This window comes from Burkholderia sp. MR1-5-21 (genome assembly GCF_053427715.1).
In genome coordinates, this window is sequence record NZ_JBSAXD010000025.1 from 43,349 (window position 1) to 62,587 (window position 19,239).

A 19,239-nucleotide genomic window follows, 5' to 3' on the forward strand; every position below is an offset into this window, starting at 1 on the left:
GATTACATGCATTTTCACATGAAAGGCGGCTGCCTAACATGGCGCCTTCCTTTCGCGTTCCCGTTTCCGTTCGAATCACTGCACGGCCGGCGTTGCCGGTGTGCATGGAGTTCCCTGATGCCACGTTTGTCCTTCATCGTTACCGTCGCGATGCTCAGCGCGTTCGGCCTGATCGCGTCCGACGTCTACCTGCCCGCGATGCCTGTCATGGCGACCGCGTTCGGCGTTGCCGACTGGCAGATGCCGCAAACCGTTTCCGCCTATCTGCTGGTGCTGGCCGCGGCCCAGCTTGCGTATGGGCCGCTGTCGGACCGCCACGGACGCAAGCCGGTGCTGCTGGCCGGCATCGGGCTCTACATCGCGGGCTCGCTCGGCTGCGCGTCGGCGGCCGGCTTCGCCGACTTCCTTGCGTGGCGCATGGTCGAAGCGGCCGGTGCGGCAGCGGGGCTCGTCATCGGCCGCGCGCTCATTGCCGACACCTGCGACAGGCGCACATCGGCGAAGGTGTACGCGGTGGTCTATCCGCTGGTGTCGCTGTCGCCGGCGCTGGCGCCCGCGATCGGCGGCCAGCTCGCGGCGTCGTTCGGCTGGCGCGCCGACTTCCTGTTCGTCGCGGCGTTCGCGGCCGCGGCGCTGCTGATGGCCGTGACGTGCGTGCCGGAAACCCGTCCCCGCAGCGCGCGGGTCCGCACGTCGCCGTTTGCCGGATTTGCGCACGTGCTGCGCGACCGGACGTTCCGCGTCTATACGCTGATCGTCTGCGCGATCTACGCCGCGTGGTTCGTCTTCCTGACGCAGTCGCCGTTCCTGTTCGCGCAGCAGGGCCTGAACGAGCAGCAGCGCGGCTGGCTCTACCTGCCGCTGACCGCCGGCATCATCGCGGCGAACCTGCTGGCCCGGCGCCTGCTCGACCGCTGGCCGTACGACCGGATCGTCGCGGCCGGCATCGCGTGCTTCGTGCTGGGCGGTCTCGCGTTTGTCGTGGTCGACCGGTGCGGACTCTCCGGGGTGGCCGCCGTGATCCTGCCGATGTGCGTCGTCAGCCTCGCGAACGGGTCGTCGCTGTCGCTGGCCGTGTCGGGCGCGATCGCGGGCGGGCACGGTCATCCGGCCACGGCGTCGGGGCTTGTCGGCTTCTGTCAGATCGGCAGCGCGGCGCTGGTGGCGACGGGCGTCAGCGCGCTGTTCGGCACGGGCGGCACCGTGCTGGCGGTGTCGGTGCTGGTGCTGTCGTTGCTGGCCGGTGCGGCTTGCGTGCCGCGATGGCGGCGGGCGGGTGTGGCCGATCCGGTCTGACGTGCGTCGCCTGCAGTGGCGTGCGACGACGTCGGAGGGCGTCACGGCAAAGCGGGGTATTGCGTATTGTGAATTCGATTCGACGCGTCCAAGATTGAATTGCGCGAGCTATCTCACGCGTCGATCAGGCATTTGGGCGATCGACCGATTCGACAGCTTTGTGTGGGACCGGAGCAAGCGCAAGTGCGCGAACGCCGGATCGACAAACGGTGAGGGAGAACCCTATGAAAACACCGAGTCGCATTCCTAACTTGAGTCGTCGCGCCATGCTCAAGTCGGTTGCCGCCGCAACGGCCTTGCAACTGGCGCCTCCCTTCATCATCGAGTCACGCGGCGAGGCGCCGCTGCGAATCGGCATGGTCGACCCGTTGACCGGCGTCTATGCTGCAGACGCACAGAACGAAGTGATCGGCGCGAAGCTTGCCGTTCAGCAGATCAATACTCGGGGCGGCATCCTCGGACGGCCTGTCGAGCTGTTGGTGGAGGACTCGGCGAACGACGTCGGGACCGGCGTGCAGAAGGCGCGCAAGCTGATCGAACGCGATCAGGTCACGTTTCTCATCGGCGACGTGAATTCAGGCATTGCTCAGGCCATTGCCCAGGTCAGCAACGAGAAGAAGGTGCTGCACATCGTCTCCGGCGGCCATACCGACACGATCACGGGCAGCGACTGCAAGTGGAATGTCTTTCGCGTGTGCAACACGACGAGCATGGAGGCCAACGCCGTCGCCAATCTGCTGTTTACCAAGTACGGCAAGAAATGGCATTTCATCACGCCGGATTACGCGTTCGGCCATACCCTGCAGAAGGCCGCGGCGGCCGACCTGCAGAAGCTGGGCGGCACGATCACCGGCAACGAGCTCACGCCGCTCGGCACGACGGATTTCTCCGCCTATCTGATCAAGGCGCGCGCGGCGAAGCCGGACGTTCTGCTGGTGCTGCCGCAAGGCTCCGATATGGTCAATTGTCTGAAGCAGATCGCACAGTTCGGCATCAGCAAGGATATTCACGTCGCCGGCCTGCAGCAGGAGCTGGAATCGCTCGCGTCGATGCCGCCCGAAGCGCGCGTCGGCATCTGGATGCTGGAGTGGTACTGGAAGCAGCCGGGCGTGCCGGGCGTCGAGAAGTTCGTCGCCGACATCCGCAAGGTGAACGGCGGCAAGGTGCCCACCGCCCGTCACTGGTTCGGGTACACGTCGGTCCGCACGCTGGCTGCCATCGCCAACAAGGAACAAACCCTCGATTCCAGAAAGCTTGCTGAAGCGCTGGGCGGATTCGAACTGGCAGATGACATCAAGCTGCAGCCCAACAAGGTCTACTACCGCAAGGGCGACCACCAACTGATGACGTCGGCGTTCGTCGGCGAAGCGCTATCCACGCCGGCCGGCGATCCTGAAGACCTGTTCCGCGTCGAACGCGTGGTCGCCGGCGACAAGACCGCGCCGCCCGAGAGCGAAACCGGCTGCAAGCTGCAGTGGCCCGCCTGACGCCCGAAGCCGCGCCGGGACGGTACCGGCGGGTGGCGCTCCCGACGCGAACGGCGGGTGTGCGTGGGGAAGCGAACGGTGCAAGCGCATCGGGCGAGGCCCGTACGCGGCACGCACGATAACAAGCACGGTGCACGATGTTCCAGCTTCTCCTGTTCAACGTCACCAACGGGCTGATCATAGGCGCGTTCTATGTGCTGATGGCGCTCGGGTTATCGCTCATCCTCAACTTGAGCAATGTGATCAACTTCGCCCATGGCGGCTTCCTTGTCGCTGGCGGCTACGTTGCGTACACCATCACGCCGTACGTCGGATTCTGGGGCGCGCTGCTGATCGCGCCGCCGTGCGTCGCCCTGATCGGCCTCGCCCTCGAGCGGGTGCTCATCCGGCGAGTCTACGGGCGCGATCCGCTATACAGCTTGCTGCTGACGTTCGGCCTCGCTTTCATCTTCGAGGACGGCACCCGCTTCATATGGGGCGCCCAAGGCAAACCGGTGACCGTTCCGGCCGTGCTGGCGCAGCCTTTGAGCGATACGTTCTTCTTCGTCACGGGCTACCGCCTGTTCATGGTCGGCACGGTAACGGTGGCGGTGGCGCTGCTGTTCATACTGCTGCGCTACAGCAGGCTTGGCATCCGTATTCGTGCGGGCACCCTCGACCTTGAAACCGTCGCGGCGCTCGGCATCAATGTGGGCCGGTTGCGCTCGCTCAATTTCGCGGTCGGAGCGTTTCTTGCCGGTCTGAGCGGCGTGCTCGCAGCGGGTCAGCTCGGGCTGGAGCCAACCATGGGAACCGGGTTGCTGATGCCGAGCTTCATCGCCATCATTGTCGGCGGGGTCGGCAGCCTCACCGGCACGCTGCTCGGCGGATTGCTGATCGGGGTCGCGTCGGGTGTCACGGCGGTGTTCCTGCCCGCGGCGAGCGAGGCGATCATCTACGTGATGATGGCCGTGGTGCTGCTGCTGCGCCCGCGTGGTCTGCTAGGCGAAGAGGGCATGCTGGAATGAGCGAACGGCCACGGTCCCGCCAGCGCCGGCTGCTGGCGCTCGCAGCAATCTGGGCGGCGTTGCTGCTCGCCCCCTACTGGATGCCGCCGCTCGGCGGCTATACCGCGCTCGGCACACGCGTGCTGGTGCTTGGCCTCGCTGCAATGTCGGTGAACTTTCTGCTTGGCTTCACCGGCGTGCTTTCGTTCGGTCACGCGGCCTTTTTCGGGCTCGGTGCGTACGGCGCGGGCTTCGCGTTGAAGTTCGCGGCGCCGAGCACGCCGTTCGCGCTGCTGTGCGGCACGTTGCTCGGCGGAATCGCCGGCGCGCTGCTGGGTGCGCTCTGCGCGCGGCGGCGAGGCGTGTACTTCGCGATGGTCACCATCGCTTTCGGCCAGGTCTTCTACTACATCGCTTTCCAATGGAGCTCGGTGACAGGAGGCGACGACGGATTGCGCGGGTTTTCACGCATGCCCCTCCATCTTGGCGTTGCGACCATCGACATCCTGTCGAACGCCAACGCGTTCTACTACTTCGTGCTGTCTTGCATGGCGCTGGCGGTCGGATCGATGGGGTTCATCCTGCGCTCGCCGTTCGGACGCACGATGATCGCGATTCGGGAGAACGAGCAGCGGGCCCGCTTTCTGGGCATTCCCGTCGATCGCCACATCTGGATCGCATTCACGCTGTCGTGCTTCTTCATGGGGTTTGCCGGCGCGCTTTACGCGCTCCTGAACAATTTCGCCGATCCGCGCGGGCTGCATTTCAGCCAGTCCGGCGATTTCGTCATGATGGCCGTGATGGGCGGCATGCGCAGCTTTTGGGGGCCGCTCGTCGGTGCTGCGGTGTTCGTCGTGCTGCAGGATTATCTGTCGAGCATCACCGTCAACTGGATGTCCTTCATCGGCATGTTGTTCGTCGCGATCGTGCTCTTTTTCCCGCGTGGCCTGCTCGGCTTCATCCGGCGCAAGGGCGAATCATGAGCGTTCTCGAAGTCAGGCTCGTCAGCAAGCGCTTCGGCAGCCTCGCAGCGGTGCGGGACGTATCGCTTGCTGTCGAGAAAGGCGAGTTGCGCGCAATCATCGGACCGAACGGCGCCGGCAAAACCACATTCTTCAATCTGATCAGCGGCTTTTTCCCGCCGACGACAGGAGCCATCGTATTCGACGGACGCGACATCACGGCGCTTCCGGCAGATCGGCGCGTTGCAGCAGGTATCGCCCGCACCTTTCAGATCACCGAGATCTTTCCCGAACTCACGGTGTTCGAGAGCGTGCGCATCAGCGCGGAGGTGACGGCTGGTCTTCGCCTGCGCACATGGACCCGCCGCGCGGAGCGGATGCGGGTGCGCGAGCGCGTCGAAGAGATGCTCGACATCACCGGCCTGGGCGCCAAAGCTGACCGGCTGGTCGGCGAGCTTTCGCATGGCGATCAGCGCGTGGCCGAAATCGCCATGGCGCTGGCCCTCCGTCCGCGCCTGCTGCTGCTCGACGAACCGACCGCCGGTATGGGCGACCCGGAGACCCGCGAGATCACGCAACTCATCCGCCGCTTGCACCACGGTCGTGACGTGACGATCGTCCTGATCGAGCACGACATGCGCGTTGTGTTCGATCTTGCCGAGCGGATCACGGTGCTCGACCGCGGCAGCCTGCTCGCCGAGGGCGCGCCGCAGCAGATCGCGTCGAACGAAGCCGTGCAGGCCGCTTACCTGGGTGACTCCACATGAACGCAGCGCTTGTCGCCGACGGCCTTCATACCTACTACGGGGAGAGCCATATCCTGCATGACGTGAGCCTCGCGGTCGAGGAGGGCAAGATCACGGCTTTGCTCGGTCGCAATGGCGCCGGCAAGACCACGACCCTGCGCACGCTGATGGGCCTGACACCGGCGCGTCGGGGGCGCGTGACGATCTTCGGCGTGGATACGTCGCGCTGGCCGACCTTCCGGATCGCTGCAAGCGGCGTCGGCTATGTGCCGGAGGGGCGGAGAATCTTTGCGAATCTCAGCGTCGAGGAAAACCTGAAGGTACCGCTCGTGCGCCGCGGGCCGTGGACGATTTCGCGCATCTATGCATTGTTTCCGCGCCTCGCCGAGCGCAAGGAGAGCCGCGGGCGCCAGCTCTCCGGGGGCGAGCAGGAAATGCTGTCGATTGCCCGCGCGCTGCTGCTCAATCCCCGGTTGCTGATTCTCGATGAGCCGTCACAAGGCCTGGCCCCGCTGCTCGTGCGCGAGGTGTTTCGCGTCGTATCGCAAATGCGCGACGAGGGGATTTCGGTGCTGCTGGTGGAGCAGAACGCGCGCATGGGGCTCAAGATCAGCGACTACGCTTATGTGCTGGAAGACGGCGGCATCGTCTATTCGGGCAACTCGCGAGATCTCGCCGCCGACGAGAACCGGGTGCGCACGCTGACGGGTGTCAGTACGCACGAGTAGACGCATCGAACCAACGGGGTCGGTTTGCATATGACACAGGGAACGCGCCCCAGGGACCTGCTACCCGAAATGCGTTCGCATCTGCTTCTTTTTTCGCATGCCGATCGGATCGACCATGACGTCAACCGATTCGATGAAAGGAGCAAAGCCATGAACCTGCTCGGCATGATCCGCCTGGTCCTGTGGAGTTTCTTCGGCGTGCGCAACAGCAAGGCGCATGCGACGGATCTCGCGAACGCGAACTTCACGATGCTGCCGTTCGTGGCGATCATCCTCGCCGCGCTGATCGGCGCGGTGATCTACGGTGTCGTGCATCTGGTCGCCGATCCGACGTCGACGATGCAGGGGTTCTGACCACTGCGTCGTCTGTATCTCCCGCGACGGCAGCACGGATGGGCACACGACGCATTCCGTGCCGTCCGCCCGCTCAGAACGTGTGGTTCAACGCCACGCGAGCGATGATCTGGTGCCCGTTCGACGACGCGCCCGGACCGCCCGGTATCAGCGCGCCGTCGAGCGGCGTGCCGGTCGCGCTGCCCGCGACCTGCTGATAAACGAGCTGCGTATAGACCGACGTCCGTTTCGACAGCAGGTACTGCGCCATTGCGCCGGCCTGGTTCCAGTGGAGCGTCGACTTCACGCCGGCCTGGTCGATCCCGCCGCGGGTGTACGTGTACATTCCGCCGACGAGAAAGGCCGGCGTGAGATTGACGTGCGCGTTGACCTCGATATTGTCGAACGTCAGCCGCGCATTCGACAGCCCGAGACTGCCGACGTACAGCGACGCATCGGGCTGGCTGACGTTCACGTGCGAATAGACGGCGCCGAGCGTCACCGTGCCGATCCCGTAATTCACGCCGATTCCGTAGATCTTCTGGTTGCCCGCGACGAAGCCCGTATCGTCGGGCGTCAGCGCGCCGGTGGTCGTGGTGCCGGGGCCGGACAGGTTTTCATAGACGGCGGCGACCGACAGTGTCTGATACGTGTAATTCAGCCCGACGCCCATCATCCGGTTGCGCGCGAAGCCGCCCGCGACGTTGCTGAGCCCGTACATCGCGGTGCCGGACAGGCCGGCGATCGTCGGGCTCGTGTACTTCACCGCATTGTTCGAATGGAACGACGCGTCGGTATTGTCGTTGTCGAGCGGATGCGAGAACAGGAAGCCGGCCCAGCTGCCGTTCGCGGTCAGCGGCCCGATCGTGTCGGACACCGTATCGAACTGCCGACCGAGCGTCAGCGTGCCGAAGCTGTCCGACTTCAGGCCGACGGACGACTGGTACCCGAACAGGCGCCCGCCGTAGCCGAGCTGGCCGTTTTCGAGCGCGAAGCCGCTTTCGAGATCGAAGATCGCATGCAGCCCGCCGCCGAGATCCTCGTCGCCCTTGATGCCCCAGCGGCTCGTCGCGAGCTCGCCGCCCGTCATTTGCCACGACGACTTGCCGCCGGCGTTGTTCGTGTAGTTGATGCCCTCGTCGAGGACGCCGAAAAGCAGCACCGAGCTTTGCGCATGCGCGTTCGCGCAGCCGATCAGGAATCCTGCCGAGATGAGAAGCGATCGTGTTTTCATGAATGCGGGCTTGAAGAGGGAGTCGGTCGATGGTCCGGTGCGCGACCGGATGCATCGCAGCCGCGCCAATACCGATAAGCAGGTGGCGTGCCATCGCGCGCTTTCGGGGCAACGCATGCACGCGAAGTTCGATCTGACTTGCCGTTTTCGGCATTGACGCGACCGCCTGCAGCGTGAGAACGCGCGACGTCCGTTGCATGTCGCAATACGTGTCGCATTTCGCGTCTCAGATTGAGACGCGATGCGCGTGCGAAACGACGTGCCGAAGCCCCGGCGGTCGAGACAACGAACGGAGACGGGAAGCGTGCGTGAGGTGCGTCAGGAACGTCAGATACGTCGGGCGCGTCAGGTACGTCAGGCGCGTGAGAGCGGATAACCTTGCGTTTCCAGCCACCGGCGCACGAGCGCGGCGTGCGGCGGTGCGAGCGAGGCCAGCACCTGCGCGGCCGGCTGGTCGCGTAACGCGTCGACGATCGGCGCGAGCGGAATGCCCTGCAGATGCCAGATGCCGAGCGGCTGGTCGGGGCTCGTGACGACGTCCGCTTCGGCGATCGTGTCGCCGTCGATCACGGGGGCCTTCTCGACCGTCAGCGCGCGGAAGTCCGGCGCGGGATGCGAGGGCGCGTCGTCGGGCCACGCGCGGCGCGCGCGCCAGAACGGCCGGTCGGCCCACTGCTGTTCGAGCGCGTAGAAGTCGCGGCCGATCCGCGCGAAGCGCGTGAACAAGTGTGCGATGCGACGCTGGTGGAAGCGCCGCGCGAGCGCCGCGCGGTCGGGATGCGCGAGCAGCGTATGAATGACGGCGGGCGCCTGCAAGGCCGACGACAGCGACTGGAAAATGCCGTTGCCGGACAGCGGATCGACGGCCATTGCCGCATCGCCGACGCGCAGCCAGTTCGTGCCGCCGGTGTCGCCGCACAGCGTCGCGCTGCTTGTGCGCGCGACCACCTGCACGGCGTCTGCGTCGTCCGTATTGCCCTTGCAACCGCCGAAGAAATCGCGCGCGAGCGGCGTCCGGCGCAGCGCCGCGCACCACGCGGGCAGCGCGTCGCGCGGCGGCAGCGTCGTGCTCGCGACGTCGAGCGTCATCTGCCAGTAGCAGCGGCCGTCGGGCAGGCGCGCCATCCACGCCCAACCGTCGGGCAGGCTCTCGATCGCGGAGGCAGCATCGCCCGGCGATCCCTGCCACACGTTCAGCAGGCTCAGCGTCTGCGGGCCGCGCACCGCGTCGCGCGCGAGCGGCGCGAGCCGGCCGCGCGCTTCGACGACGAACGCCGCGTGCAGCACGTCCGGTCCGGCCGGCGTGTCGATGCGGATCGCGTATCCGTCGTCGTTTGCCTGCAGCGCGCGTATCGTCGCCTCTCGCACGTCGATGCCGGCGTCGGCGAGATCCCGGCGCAGCGCGATATCGAAGCGCCGCCGGTCGATCAGGTGTTCGTGATTGAGCGTGCGTGTGTCGCCGTTCCAGCGCGTCGTGCGCGCGCACGGCGGCAATGCGCATGCGGCCGCGTGCGTCAGGCCCGCATGCTGCAAGCCCTGCAGCACGCGGGCCGACACGCCCTCGACCGCATCGAAGCGCCGCCATTCGCTGACGACCGTCACCGGATAGCCGAGCCGCGCGACGCCGAGCGCCACCGCTGCGCCGGCCGGGCCGGCGCCGAGCACGGCGATGTGCGGCCGGGCCATCACGCGCACACGCGCCGTTCGACGCCGGTGAACGTTGCGCCGGCGCGCAGGTCGGCGAACAGCGCGTCCGCATCGGCGTCCGGATGGCGCGCGAACCAGCGGGCCGCGATGCCGCTCATCGCCGCGCACGCGATGCTCGCGCCGGCCGGCGCGCCGGGCCCGCCGCCCGACACGACCGCACCGAAATCGGCCTGCGCGCTGTCGAGCCACGACCATTGGCCGGGCGTGCAGCGCGCGTCGCCGGTCACGCGCACGACGCCGGGATAGCTCGCCGGAAACACGGACGCGCCTTGCGCGGGGCTCGCCGCAAATACGACGATGCGCTGCGCGATCGCGTCCGCGCAGGCGTCACGCAGTGCGTCGCGGTCGGCGCGCACGCCGAGGCTCAGGTTGATGATCCGCACGCGCTGCGCGATCAGCCAGCGGATCGCGTCGGCGATCTGCGCCGCGCTCGTCACGCCGCGCGCGTCGAACACCTGCGCGACGCTCAGCCGCGCAGCGGGCGCGGCGCCGGCGATCGTCGCGCAGATCGTGCTGCCGTGTCCGAGGCGGTCGGGTTCCGCAGGCCCGCTGCAAAGCGTCTGGTTGTCTTCGAACCAGAAACGCTGCGCGGCATCGACGTGCGACGCGAGTGGGGCGGAATAACCGCTGTCGATGACGCCAACGCGGATCGCAGCAGCCTGCAGCGCGTCACGCATGCGCGGCATCCTGACGCGTACGCCGCGCAAGCCGGCCGTTCGCGAGCTCGAAATGAAGCTCGACGCCGGCGAGCGTCGATGCGCGGTGACTGACGAGTATCCGCGTGCGGTCGCCGAACAGCAGGTCGATCTGCGCGATGACCTGTCGTTCCGTCGCTTCGTCGACGGCCGACGTCGCTTCATCGAGCACGAGGATCGCGGGGTCCTGCAGCAGCGCCCGCGCGATCGCAATGCGCTGCTTCTGCCCGCCGGACAGTTGCTGGCCGCGTTCGCCGATCGGGCCGTCGAGGCCGCCCGGCAGCGTCGCGATCAGTTCGTCGAGCTGCGCCGCGCGCGCGGCGCGCGCGATCTCGCTGCGCGGCGCGAGCGGGGCCGCATAGCGGATGTTGTCCGCGAGGCTGCCGCGGAACAGTACGATGTCCTGGCTGACCACCGCGACATGGCGGCGCAACGCGTCGAGATCGACGAGCCGCAGGTCGACGCCGTCGATGCGCACGCTGCCGCGCTGCGGGTCGTAGAAGCGTTGCAGCAGGTCGATCAGCGTCGACTTGCCGCTGCCCGACATCCCGGACAGCGCGACCTTGCTGCCGGCCGGCACGCGTGCGCTGACGCCTTGCAGCACCGGCTGCGCGCGCTGGTCATGCGCGAACCACACGTCGTCGAATTCGAGATCGCCGCGGGCCGGCATGGCGCGCGGCACGGCTGCCGGCTGCACGGATACCGGCGCGCGCTGCAGCTCCATCACGCGGCCGAGGCTGACGGTCATCCGCTGCAGCGCGACATACAGCCCGAGCAGGCTTTTCACGGGACCGATCGCCATGCCGAGATAGCTCGAGAACGCGATCAGCGAGCCGAGCGGCCAGTGGCCGCCGATCACCCAGTAGCCGCCGACGATGAACGCGCCCGCGCGCGACAGCGACGTCAGCGTGCCGGGCACCGACTGCGTGACGAACTCCGTCACCTGCAGCTTCAGCAGCCGTCGCATGTAGTGGTCGCCGAGCCCGTCGAGGCGGCGCTGCTCGGCCAGCTGCTGGCCGGCGGCCTGGATGAACTTCATCGCGGGCAGCGTCTCGACGAGGAACGACGACACGTCGGCGGCGCCTTCGCGCACCGCGCGCGCATCGCGCTCGACCTTGCGGCGCATCGTGCGCAGCCACAGGATCTCGAACGGGATCAGCAGCAGCGCGAGCAGCGACAGCTTCCACGACAGCGTGACGAGCAGCACGAGCGTGCCGACGAGGCCGATCACGTTCGACACCGCGGCGAACAGCGCGTCGAGCGCGAAGCGCTGGATCTCGGCGACGTCGCCGTCGAGGCGCGACAGCAGGTCGCCGAGGCGCCGCTGTCCGTAGAACGACGGCGACAGCCGCTGCAGGTGCGCGTACACGGCGCTGCGCAGCGAAAACAGCACGCGGCCCGACAGCTGCGTGTGCAGGTAGCGATTAACGCCGCCGAGCAGCGTGCCGACGAACCCCGCGGCCACCATCGTGAGCGCGATTGCGACAAGCATCCGGAAGTCCTTGCCGACGAGCCCGCGGTCGATCAGCTCCTTCGTGAGCCACGGCTGCGCGAGCGTGAGCAGCGACGCGCATGCGGACAGCGCGAGCAGCCCCGCGATCGCGAGCCGGTGCGGCTTCACGAAGCCGTACAGCCAGCCGAGCGCGCGCGCGAGCTGCGCCCGGTCGTCGGTTTTCACGAAGCGCAGCACGAGGTTCAGCATCGGGCGTCGTCGGCGGGGGAGGGCGAGGGGCGAAGCGCCGTTACGGCGACAGCCGCTTGAGCCGCCGGTACAGCGTCGCGCGGCTGATGCCGAGCGTCTGCGCGGCGGCCGCGACGTTGCCGTCGTGGCGCGCGAGCGATTCGCGGATCAGCTCGTCCTCGTGCCGGCGGATCAAGCCGGACGACGCGTCCGGCGCGGGACACACGCCGTCGACGAAGCCGTCGCACAGATGATCGAGGCCGAGCACGTCGTCGTGCTCGTCGCGCACCGCGAGCGCGGTGCGCAGCACCATCTCGAGCTGGCGGATGTTGCCGGGCCACGGATGCTGGCGGAACACGTCGGCGAGTTCCGCGCTGATCGTCACGTGCGGCGCGCCGAGCCGGGCGAGCAGCGCGGCGACGATCAGGTCGACGTCGTCGCGCTCGCGCAGCGCGGGCAGCAGCACGTTGACGCCGTGGATCCGGTAATACAGGTCCTCGCGGAACGTCTTGTCGCGCACCATCGTCTGCAGGTCGCGGTGCGTCGCGCAGATCACCGCGATGTCGATCGGCTGTTCGTCGCCCGCGCCGAGCGGCGCGATCTTGCGCTCCTGCAGCACGCGCAGCAGCCGTGCCTGCAATTGCAGCGGCATGTCGCCGATCTCGTCGAGGAACAGCGTGCCGCCGTGCGCCTGCATCAGCCGGCCCGTCATGCCGCCCTTGCGCGCGCCCGTGAACGCGCCGTCGCGATAGCCGAACAGTTCGGATTCGATCAGGCCTTCCGGAATCGACGCGCAGTTCACCGCGACGAACGGCTTGCCGGCGCGCGCGCTCGCATCGTGCAGCGCGCGGGCGACGACTTCCTTGCCGGTGCCGGTCTCGCCCTGCAGGAGCACGGGCAGCCCGTTGTTGAGGCCTTGGCGCGCCATCGTCAGCGCGCGCAGCAGGCGCTGCTGGCGGCCCGCGAGCGCGGCGAGTCCGTCGGCGCCAGCGTCACGGCGCGGTGCGGCAGCGGGCGCCGTTGCACGCGCGCGCATGACGGAGGTGACGGGCGCCGCCGTGCGCGGCATGCGCAGCGCCTTGCAGTGGAACGACGCGTCGACACCTTCGACGCGCAGCATGCCGCCCTGTTCGGCGAACGTCATGAACGACGGCGTGCGCGCGAGCGACGCGCCTTCGCAGCGGCGGCCGACGAGCGCATCCCGCGCGAGCCCGAGCAGCTCGCATGCGTGCACGTTCGCGGCGACGATGCGGCCGTCTTCGCTGACCGCGAGCACGCCGCTCCAGCTCGAGTCGAGATACGGGCGGCGCGGATGGAACACGAGCACCACGTGCTCGGGGAAATACGTGTCGAACAGTCGCGTCTCGATGTGGGACGCGGCATCGCTCATCAGCATCGACAGCGCGTCGAGCGTGAGCGGCAGGTCGCCTTCGCGCGTGAGGTCGAGCACGCCGATCGGCTGTCCGTGCGGATCGTGCAGCGGCAGCGAGCGGCACGAAAAGCGGCCGAGCCGGCCGAGAAAGTGTTCGCCGCGGTCGATCGCGACCGGGCGGCCTTCGACGAGCGCGGTGCCGAGCGCATTGGTGCCGCGCAGCGATTCGCACCAGCTCGCGCCCGGATGGATGTCGCCGATGCCGAGATCGGCGAGCTGGCCCGCATTGCCTTCGACCGACAGGATCGTTGCGCGCGCATCGGCCAGCAGGATCACGCCCTGGTTTCCGCAGCGCTCGGCGAGGAACTCGAGTTCGGGGGTGGCCGCATCGAGCAGTAGCCGGTTCGCGCCGTGCAGGTCGTCGAGATTGCAGAATTCGCGCAGGTTCACGAGCGCGTCGTTGTCCCAGCGCACGCCGTGGTCGAGGCTGCGCCGCCATGACTGGTCGATCTCGACCCGCAGGTAGCCTTGCGGGAGCACACCGTCCGAACGCAGCCGTTCGCGGATCAGAGAGGCGGTCTGGAGCCGGTCCGGAAGCCGTTGGCCGGAAGGGAAAGAGTCATGCACGTGATCCCTCCTCAGGAGAATGTCGGGCCGCCGGAAGCCGGGCGGCCGCACGCAAAAACGCCCGGCGAGTCTGGCATAAGGCCGGACGCAAATCCATCCGGACAAAAACCTAAGACCCGCGCGGGACGCGGCAGCGCGGACGTGGACATGCGGGGCGTGAAGAGGGGCGACGTGCATTTAGGGTCTGCTTACATATGGAACGCGCATCAGTTGTCACGAGAGCGGCCGCTCGCGAGGCGCGCGACGCTGCGAATACAGGACAATCGCCAACGAGCGCAACGCGCCGCGTGCAAGGTGCGCGCGGCGCGTATGTTACGGTCAGACGTTCATCAGCACGGACTTCAGCTCCGTGTAGTGCTCGATCGCGGCCGCGCCCATCTCGCGGCCGAAGCCGGACATCCGGTAGCCGCCGAACGGCAGCGCCGGATCGAGCGCGCTGTGGCAGTTCACCCAGACCGAGCCCGAGCGGATCTTCGGGATCATCCGGTGCGCGGCTGACAGGTTGTTCGTCCAGATGCTCGCGCCGAGGCCGTAGCGCGTGTCGTTCGCGAGGCGGATCGCGTCGTCGACGGTGTCGAACGGGATCGCGACGAGCACCGGCCCGAAGATTTCCTCCTGCACGAGCGGGCCTTTCTGGTCGACGTCGACGAGCACGGTCGGCTTCACGAAGTAGCCGGGGCCGAACTGCTCGCCACCGCACGCGAGCTGCGCGCCGAGTTCGCGGCCGCGCTCGATGTAGCCATGGACGCGTTTCTGCTGCTTCAGCGAAATCAGCGGCCCCATTTCGACGGCCGGGTCGAGCCCGTTGCCGAGCTTCATCCGGCTCGCGATGCCGGCGATGTCGCCGACCACGCGGTCGAAGTGCTTGCGCTGCACGTACAGCCGCGAGCCCGCGCAGCACACCTGGCCATGGTTGAAGAAGATCGCGGTCGCCGCGCCCGCCGCCGCGACGGCCGGATCGGCGTCGTCGAGCACGATCGTCGGCGACTTGCCGCCGAGCTCGAGCGTCACGCGCGTCATCGATTCCATCGCGGCCTTGCCGATCAGCTTGCCGACCTCGGTCGAGCCGGTGAAGGTCAGCTTGTCGACGTCCGGATGGTTCGCGAGCGCCGCGCCCGCTTCGGCGCCGGTGCCCGTGACGACGTTGAACACGCCGGCCGGGTAGCCGGCTTCCTGCACGAGTTCCGCGAGGCGCAGCGCCGACAGCGGCGTCTCGTCGGCGGGCTTCAGCACCATCGTGCAGCCGGTCGCGAGCGCGGGGCCGAGCTTCCAGCACGCAAGCAACAGCGGGAAATTCCACGCGACGATCGCGCCGACGACACCGACCGCTTCGCGCCGGATGAAGCCGTGGAACTGGCCGTCGGGGATCAGCGGCATCGACACGTCGACGGTCGAGCCCTCGATCTTCGTCGCCCAGCCGGCCATGTAGCGCAGGAAATCGATCGACAGCTGCACGTCCATCACGCGCGCGACCTGCACGCTCTTGCCGTTGTTCACGCATTCGAGCTCGGCGAGCTGTTGCGCGTCGCGCTCGACGAGATCGGCAAGACGCCACAGCAGGTTCTGCCGTTCGCGCGGCCGCATGCGGCTCCACGCGGAATCGTCGAACGCGTGGCGCGCGGCGCGCACCGCGCGATCGACGTCGACCGCGCCGGACGACGGCACACGGCATAGCGCGTCGCCGGTCGCCGGATTGTGCACGGCCATGGTCGCGCCGCTCGCGGCGCCGAGCCAGGCGTCGCCGATCGGCATCGACGGCGTGCGTGCGATGAACGCCTGGGTTTGCGGAAGTAACGACAACGTTGCCTGCATGGGAGCTCCTCGCTCATCGGGGTTCAGGTGACGATGCGCGAAGCAGCTTCCATACCAATGGGGCGTGCAGGCAGCGTGCGGCGCGATGTTGGCCCTGCTGTCGGCCCGGTGGCGGCCATGATGCGCATGCATCGCGGGGATGCGCGGCGGTCGTCACACGCACGCCGCGCCGCGCCATTGCCGCCACGCGGCGTCTCATTTTGAGAATTCTCATGCAACGTGAGACGCGACACCGATGCAGCCGATTTCGACGTACCCCGTAAAAGTGCCGTGCAAAGCGATTTGCGGCGCGACTTTGAATCGGGATTTTCCCGGGCATTCGGCCGTGCAATCGCATGTTTTCCTAGTCGCAATCGCGATTCCGTCGATTGGCACGGCCTGTGCTTGATGACTGCGCGACACGCGCCGCGAAGCCGTATGCCGGGCGATTCGAGACCCCTCGTAAAGGAGCAGAGCCTTGTTCAAGACTTTCATTCCACGCAGCAGGTTGATGCGCGCGGCGAGTGCCGCGGCGACGCTGGCGCTCGCGTCAGGCGCCGCGCACGTGCAGGCCCAGACCCAGGCCCAGGCGCCGCGCGACGGCCACACGATCCTGAGCCAGACATGCGCGGCATGCCACGCGGCGGAATCGAAGGATTCGTGGAGCCGCATCAGCCACCAGCGCAAGACGCCCGAAGGCTGGCTGATGACGATCGCGCGGATGCAGACGATGCACGGCCTCACGATCAGCGACGACGAGCGGCGCATCCTCGTCAAGTACCTGTCGGACACGCAGGGCCTCGCGCCGTCGGAGACGAAGGATTTCCGCTACGCGCCCGAGCGCCGCCTGAACACGCAGGAGACCGTCGGCTCCGAGGAGTTCAAGCAGATGTGCGCGCGTTGCCACTCGGCTGCGCGTCCGCTGCTGCAGCGCCGGCCTGTCGCCGAATGGGACAAGCTCGTGAACTTCCACCTCGGGCAATGGCCGTCGATCGAGTATTCGGCGATGGGCCGCGACCGCGACTGGCTGAAGATCGCGCTGACGGAAATGGCGCCGCTGCTCGCGAAGCAATACCCGTACGACAGCAAGGCCTGGAACGACTGGAAGAAGCGCCACCCGCCGGCAACCGCGCTTGCGGGCACGTGGAGCTTCAGCGGCCACATGCCGGGCAAGGGCGACGCGTACGGCGTGATGACGGTCAAGGGCGGCGCGCACGACAGCTTCGACGTCGAGCTGAAGGGCCGCTTCGCGGACGGCAGCCCGCTCGCGGGCACCGGCACCGCGACGCTCTATACGGGCTACGAATGGCGCGCGAGCGTGCAGGTCGATGGCGTGACGATGCGCCAGGTGCTGATGGCGACGAACGGCGAGATGCGCGGGCGGATGTTCGACGACGCGCATGACGAACGCGGCCTCGACTTCACCGCGGCGAAGCTCGGCAAGTCGCGCATCCTCGCGGTGCAGCCCGCGTACGTGAAGGCCGGCGGCGAGACCGACGTGACGATCGTCGGCGCGAACCTGCAGGGCGCGCCCGCGTTCGGGCCGGGCGTCGCGGTGACGTCGGTGCTCGAGCGCACGCCGCAGTACGTGCGGGTGCGCGTGAAGGCGGCCGATGACAGTGCGGCCGGCGCGCGCAACGTGAGCGTCGGTGCGACGCATGCGGACGGCTTCGCGGTCTATCGCGAGATCAAGGAAGTGAAGGTGCAGCCCGACTTCGCGGTCGCGCGCATCGGCGGCAACGGCGGATCGACGCCGAAGGTCGAAGGGCGCTTCGATGCGGAAGCGTGGGGCGTCGACGCGGCCGGCAAGCCGTTCCGCATCGGCGTCGTGCCCGCGCAATGGTCGGTCGCGCCGTTCGACGACCAGTCGAAGAGCGATCGCGACACGCAGTTCGCGGGCGTCATGCAGGCGTCGACCGGCATCTTCACGCCGGGCGACGCGGGCCCGAACCCGGCGCGCCGGATGGGCACCAACAACACCGGCAACCTGAATGTCGTCGCGACGGTGACGGACGGCGGCCGCACGGTGACGGGCACCGGGCACATGATCGTCGCGGTGCAGCGCTGGAACAACCCGCCGCTGCCTTGATCCTCACGTCACGCTCCCGTAGCCGGGCCGCAGCGCGGCCCGGCCCGAATCCGATGAATGCAAGGAGAATCCGATGAGCGCCCTGCTGAACGTGGTCGAACGCAACGTGCATGAAGTGCGGGTCGACGACGAGCGCCTGATGTTTCATGTGCCGAGCAGCTCGCTGTTCGCGGCGGACCGGCTGACGGCCGACATCATCGACGCCCTGCGCGCGAGCAGCTGCACGGCCGACGAGCTGTTCGCGCGGCTCGCGGGCAGCTCGCCGCGCGGCGAGCTCGCCGAGACGCTCGGCGAGCTGATGGCCCTCGAAGTGGTCAGCGACGGCTCGCCGCTGACGCCGGAAATCGCGGTGAAGCGCGTCGAGCGCACCGCGATCAACACCGTCGTGCTGAACGTGAACACCGGCTGCAACCTGAGCTGCACATACTGCTACAAGGAAGACCTCGATACGCCGTCCGCCGGGCGGCGGATGGACATCGAGACCGCGAAGGCGTCGGTCGAGATGCTGCTGAAGGAATCGCCCGACGAGCCGCGCTACACGGTCGTGTTCTTCGGCGGCGAGCCGCTCAGCAACCGCAAGCTGATCGAGTGCATGGTCGAGTATTGCGAGCTGCGCTTCGGCGCGCTCGGCAAGCAGGTCGAGTTCGTGATGACGACCAATGCGACGCTGCTGACCGAGGAGATCGTCGACTGGCTCGACGCGCACCGCTTCGGGCTGTCGGTCAGCATCGACGGGCCGCGCTCGATCCACGACCTGAACCGCCGCACGGTCGGCGGCGCGGGCACCTACGACGTCGTGCGCCGCAAGGTCGACATGCTGCTGAAGCGCTACCGCAGCCGCCCGGTCGGCGCGCGCGTGACGCTCACGAGCGGCGTGACCGACATCGAAGGGATCTGGGATCACCTGTTCAACGAGCTCGGCTTCGCCGAAGTGGGCTTCGCGCCCGTCACGTCGGGCCAGCTCGACACGTTCAACCTGCAGCCCGACGAGCTCGCGCAGGTGTTCGCGAACATGAAGGCGCTCGGCCGGCGCTACCTGGCGGCCGCGCTCGAGAACCGCAATATCGGCTTCTCGAACCTGCACCAGCTGATCACCGACCTGCACGAAGGGCACAAGAAGTCGCTGCCGTGCGGCGCGGGGCTCAAGATGCTCGCGGTCGACCACAAGGGCGACCTGAACCTGTGCCACCGCTTCACGGGCTCGACGCTGCCGACCTTCGGCAACGTGCACCACGGCGTCGCGCAGGCGCAGCTCAACGACTTCCTGTCGCAGCGTCTCGACCGCAGCGGCACCGGCTGCGACAACTGCCGGATCCGCAACCTGTGCTCGGGCGGCTGCTATCACGAGAGCTACGCGCGCTACGGCGACCCCGCGCATCCGACCTATCACTACTGCGAGCTGATGCGCGACTGGATCGATTTCGGCATCGAAGTCTACAGCCGCATCATCGCCGGCAATCCGGCGTTCATCGGCAACCACATTACTCCGCGGAAGGCCCACTGAC

15 protein-coding genes are annotated in these 19,239 nt (G+C 67.7%); 9 read left to right on the top strand and 6 right to left on the bottom strand.

What is annotated here, in order from left to right; genetic code table 11:
* Positions 1-117: 117 nt before the first annotated feature.
* The 7 genes from ACV229_RS28755 to ACV229_RS28785 all read left to right on the top strand — a co-directional run bounded on the left by ACV229_RS28755 (position 118) and on the right by ACV229_RS28785 (position 6,559).
* Positions 118-1,296: a multidrug effflux MFS transporter gene (locus tag ACV229_RS28755; RefSeq protein WP_448086467.1), complete on the top strand. Its 1,179-nt coding sequence runs from the start codon at positions 118-120 to the stop codon at positions 1,294-1,296.
* Between the two features lie 224 nt (positions 1,297-1,520).
* Entirely contained in the window at positions 1,521-2,783 is a 1,263-nt protein-coding gene (locus ACV229_RS28760; protein ID WP_448086541.1) for an ABC transporter substrate-binding protein, read from the top strand.
* Between the two features lie 137 nt (positions 2,784-2,920).
* Positions 2,921-3,790, top strand: a complete 870-nt coding sequence (locus ACV229_RS28765) for a branched-chain amino acid ABC transporter permease (RefSeq protein WP_448086468.1) — start codon at positions 2,921-2,923, stop codon at positions 3,788-3,790.
* Positions 3,787-4,752: a branched-chain amino acid ABC transporter permease gene (locus ACV229_RS28770; protein ID WP_448086469.1), complete on the top strand. Its 966-nt coding sequence runs from the start codon at positions 3,787-3,789 to the stop codon at positions 4,750-4,752. Before ACV229_RS28765 ends, ACV229_RS28770 begins: the two co-directional genes overlap by 4 nt.
* A complete protein-coding gene (locus tag ACV229_RS28775) occupies positions 4,749-5,498 on the top strand; it encodes an ABC transporter ATP-binding protein (protein WP_448086470.1) in 750 nt (249 codons plus the stop codon). Before ACV229_RS28770 ends, ACV229_RS28775 begins: the two co-directional genes overlap by 4 nt.
* A complete protein-coding gene (locus tag ACV229_RS28780) occupies positions 5,495-6,205 on the top strand; it encodes an ABC transporter ATP-binding protein (protein ID WP_448086471.1) in 711 nt (236 codons plus the stop codon). The genes ACV229_RS28775 and ACV229_RS28780 overlap by 4 nt, the downstream gene beginning before the upstream one ends.
* A 150-nt stretch (positions 6,206-6,355) precedes the next feature.
* Positions 6,356-6,559, top strand: coding sequence for a DUF2970 domain-containing protein (locus ACV229_RS28785; protein ID WP_448086472.1), 204 nt, complete (start codon positions 6,356-6,358; stop codon positions 6,557-6,559).
* A 73-nt stretch (positions 6,560-6,632) separates the two neighbouring features.
* Here ACV229_RS28785 and ACV229_RS28790 read toward each other — a convergent pair whose 3' ends face one another.
* The 6 genes from ACV229_RS28790 to ACV229_RS28815 all read right to left on the bottom strand — a co-directional run bounded on the left by ACV229_RS28790 (position 6,633) and on the right by ACV229_RS28815 (position 15,666).
* Positions 6,633-7,772, bottom strand: coding sequence for a porin (locus tag ACV229_RS28790; RefSeq protein WP_448086473.1), 1,140 nt, complete (start codon positions 7,770-7,772; stop codon positions 6,633-6,635).
* Between the two features lie 354 nt (positions 7,773-8,126).
* Positions 8,127-9,458, bottom strand: coding sequence for a flavin-dependent monooxygenase QhpG (gene qhpG / locus ACV229_RS28795; protein WP_448086474.1), 1,332 nt, complete (start codon positions 9,456-9,458; stop codon positions 8,127-8,129).
* Positions 9,458-10,156 carry a subtilisin-like serine protease QhpE gene (gene qhpE / locus ACV229_RS28800; RefSeq protein WP_448086475.1) on the bottom strand — a complete coding sequence of 233 codons (699 nt, stop codon included), beginning with the start codon at positions 10,154-10,156 and terminating at the stop codon, positions 9,458-9,460. The genes qhpG and qhpE overlap by 1 nt, the downstream gene beginning before the upstream one ends.
* Positions 10,149-11,876, bottom strand: a complete 1,728-nt coding sequence (locus tag ACV229_RS28805; protein WP_448086476.1) for an ABC transporter ATP-binding protein — start codon at positions 11,874-11,876, stop codon at positions 10,149-10,151. Before ACV229_RS28805 ends, qhpE begins: the two co-directional genes overlap by 8 nt.
* 40 nt (positions 11,877-11,916) lie before the next feature.
* Complete coding sequence (locus ACV229_RS28810; RefSeq protein WP_448086477.1) at positions 11,917-13,854, bottom strand: sigma-54-dependent Fis family transcriptional regulator; 1,938 nt, start codon at positions 13,852-13,854, stop codon at positions 11,917-11,919.
* A gap of 318 nt (positions 13,855-14,172) precedes the next feature.
* Complete coding sequence (locus ACV229_RS28815; RefSeq protein ID WP_448086478.1) at positions 14,173-15,666, bottom strand: aldehyde dehydrogenase family protein; 1,494 nt, start codon at positions 15,664-15,666, stop codon at positions 14,173-14,175.
* Positions 15,667-16,123: 457 nt separating this feature from the next.
* Between ACV229_RS28815 and peaA the strand changes: the two genes are divergently transcribed.
* Positions 16,124-17,734: a quinohemoprotein amine dehydrogenase subunit alpha gene (gene peaA, locus ACV229_RS28820; protein ID WP_448086479.1), complete on the top strand. Its 1,611-nt coding sequence runs from the start codon at positions 16,124-16,126 to the stop codon at positions 17,732-17,734.
* 73 nt (positions 17,735-17,807) lie between these two features.
* Positions 17,808-19,238: a quinohemoprotein amine dehydrogenase maturation protein gene (gene peaB / locus ACV229_RS28825; RefSeq protein WP_448086480.1), complete on the top strand. Its 1,431-nt coding sequence runs from the start codon at positions 17,808-17,810 to the stop codon at positions 19,236-19,238.
* Position 19,239 lies beyond the last annotated feature (1 nt).